This is a genomic window from Breznakibacter xylanolyticus (assembly GCF_003254275.1).
GTDB lineage: Bacteria > Bacteroidota > Bacteroidia > Bacteroidales > Marinilabiliaceae > Breznakibacter > Breznakibacter xylanolyticus.
In genome coordinates, this window is record NZ_QKZK01000052.1 from 15143 (window position 1) to 18283 (window position 3141).

The window sequence follows — 3141 nt, forward strand, 5'->3', positions numbered from 1 at the left end:
CATGCTTTAGTTTCAATCTCTTCTCCCGCACGATTCCATCACAAGGCTTAAAAAACCTCCATACCCCCTGCCTCCGTGTTCATTGAACCCATTCCGGAAAACTCAGCATAATAACGCCTACTTGATCCCACGCCCAATGAATTACACCGAGTATTATTCTCCTCACCAGTTCTCAACGCAACTCAACGCAACTCACCGTTAGTTCTTAGTAAACAACACAACGCATCTAGCCTTAGCGTTTATTCTGACTCCGCACCCCTCTGCTCATCAAAAACCGAAACCCCAAAGCCATCCCCGTCCCACTTCCAAAGAAAAAATTCGTGAAAATCGCGGACAAAAAAAACGTTGAAAGCCAACTGCCCCCTCAAAAACTCTCCCGCAACGTCAAGTACAAGCCATGATCACCCCCATTGGCAACCCCATAATCTATCCGCAAATGCAACTTCTGATCCGGCATCACCTGAATGCGCAAACCAGCTCCCACTGAACCATAAACACGATCAAAAGCCCCACTAAAATCCGCACTCGACGCTCCAACCCCACCAAAAACAACCCCGCTAAAACGCCACCACAAATGACGACGATACTCGGCCTGACCATACCACGCATTGTTATTGATATATTTCAGGGGATGCGATATGCCACGCAAGGCCGCCTTTCCCCCTATGGCTGGCATCTTATAAAAAGGAATCGATCCATCCCCTCGCTCCACATACAACTGTGCCGCTAAAATCCCATCTTGACGAAATGGCTTGACAAACAAACGACCATCAAACACATACTGCTCAAAACGATATTCACTCCCCAAAAATCGTCCCGCAAACAACGACGACATCTTCACATAAACACCCCGTTCGGGCCACGTGGGATTGTCACGCGTATCCAACGCAACCATCGGCCCTAATGCATTGCACCAGCCGCCGGAACTACCCACTGCTTCCTCGGGTAGCATCATCCCATCACGACCATGATGCTCATTAAAACCGGCATCCACCTCGACCCCGTAAAAAAACACCTCGCGCCATCCCTTCATCAAATGGCCCTCCAAACGATATCGATATGCCTTATACTTAATCGGATCTACATCAACAGCCTGATTCCCGATGGGATAATATCGATCGGGCAAATACACAAACTGACTCTTTAACTTTGCCGTCCATAGCTGACGCGTAAATGTCTCCACATCAACCTCAAACTCAAACATCCCTGTGGTGGAAGCCAATAACGACGTGGCAATAGTGGTGGGGCGATAATAAGAACTGCCCGAAGCCGACAACGGGGCGATACGCCAAATCGGCATCACTCCCAACTCGAGCTTGGCTACCGGCGAATACCCGGCCACCGGAAAAACCACCAACGAATGACGCCCGCGGTTAAATGTCAAATAATCCATGGCATGCTCACCAAACGCCGATAAGCGCAACATAAAACCTCCGCCGGTTTGCTGCATCGTATCCACCTCCTGCGACCTCAAGCTCATCATGAGGCTACACCACAGCAAACACAACGATATATAACGCAACGCCCCCATCAAATCACACTCAACGCTTGTGATATATCTCCCATCAAATCGGCGACATCTTCAATCCCTACCGACAGTCGCATCTGAGTATCGGGTATTTTCATCTCGGCTCGCTCGGCCAATGAAAACTCCGAATAAATGGTGCTATGCGGGTGAATGATCAGCGTCTTGTTATCGTTCAAATTCGTCGCGCGACGAATCACCTTGAGCGCATTCATAAAATCAAAACAAACCGACCGCGATGCCAAGTCGAACGTCAAAATAGCACCCGGCTTACCGGCAAATTGCAACTGCGCCAAGTCATAAAGCACATGATCGGGCAAACCGGGATAATTCACCGACTTAACCTGGGGTTGTTCCTTCAAAAACACACCCAGCTTCATGCAGTTATCCACACACTTATCTACCCGAAGCGTGAGAATATCCAATCCCAAATTCATGAAATGAGCCGTGTGAGCCGTCATCGATCCGCCCAAGTGACGAAACATCTCTTTGCGCATGCGGGCTATCAATGCATCAATACCAAAGCGCGAATGCCACGACGCCAATGCCGGGACTTTCTCCCATGCAAAGGTTCCATGATCAATGGCCACTCCCCCAAAAGCAGCTGCCCCCCCCGAAATAAACTTAGTAGTGGACATCACCTCCACATCAACGCCAAAACTTCGTGCCATAAACACATTGGGGGGCGTGGTGGTACTGTCGCCCACCAATACCAGGTTGCGTGCATGCGCAAAAGCCGCCAATCGTGAAATATCCAAAATCTCCAACTGGGGATTGGTGATGGTCTCAAAAAAAATCAACCGGGTGCGCTCATCAACAACTCCGGCAAGGGCTACCTCATCGGTCAAATCCACAAAACGCACTTCAATCCCAAAGCCGGGCAACGTCGTCTTGAAAAAAGCATACGAATGACCGAACAAGCGATTAGAGGTCACCAAATTATCACCCTGACCCACCATCGACAAAATGGCCGTGGTGATGGCCGCCATACCCGACGAAAAAGCCAGCACGGCATGCGCTCCCGTCACATTCTTCACCTTCTTCTCAAAATACTCCACCGTGGGATTCGACGTCCTTGCGTAAGCATGACCCGCTCGTCGTCCCGAAAACACAGCCTCCATCGTCTCGGCCGAGTCAAAATCAAATGCAACACCATCATAAATAGGCATGTGCAATGCCCGATAAGCATCCTCTTGTGGAAAGGTCGTATGCAATGACCTGGTGGTAAATCCCTTGTTCATATTGAGTAACTATCTTTTTTTTGATTTCAGACCGTAAAACTAACGAAAAACCTGTGTCCATCGCCATTCTAACCACGCCTTCCATCGCCAAAAATACCTACTTCATCAAAAGGCTTTCATCATTCCAAACATTCTTCACTCCCTAAATAGAAACACAACCAACTCATCCTCACAACGATAAAAACACCCTCTCCAGCACACCCAACAGATTAACAACCAACAAGCCACTTTCCAATGCAATAATTCGTGTTATTCGTGCAATTCGTGGACAAAAAACCCTTTCCCAAAGCAAACACCCCAAATCACTTACGAGACAAAGAATTCGTTTAATTCGCATAATTCGCGGTTAAAAAAAAACTATCCAAAGCAAACTAA

Annotated in this window: 2 protein-coding genes; both read right to left on the bottom strand. The window is 48.3% G+C overall.

Going from position 1 to position 3141, the window contains the following annotated elements; all coding sequences use genetic code 11:
* Positions 1–364 precede the first annotated feature (364 nt).
* A complete protein-coding gene (locus LX69_RS16560; protein WP_170124447.1) occupies positions 365–1483 on the bottom strand; it encodes a BamA/TamA family outer membrane protein in 1119 nt (372 codons plus the stop codon).
* A 47-nt stretch (positions 1484–1530) separates the two neighbouring features.
* The gene (locus tag LX69_RS16565) at positions 1531–2766 is read right to left on the bottom strand and encodes a PLP-dependent transferase (protein ID WP_111447153.1); all 1236 of its coding nucleotides are present in this window, start codon (positions 2764–2766) and stop codon (positions 1531–1533) included.
* Positions 2767–3141: the final 375 nt, after the last annotated feature.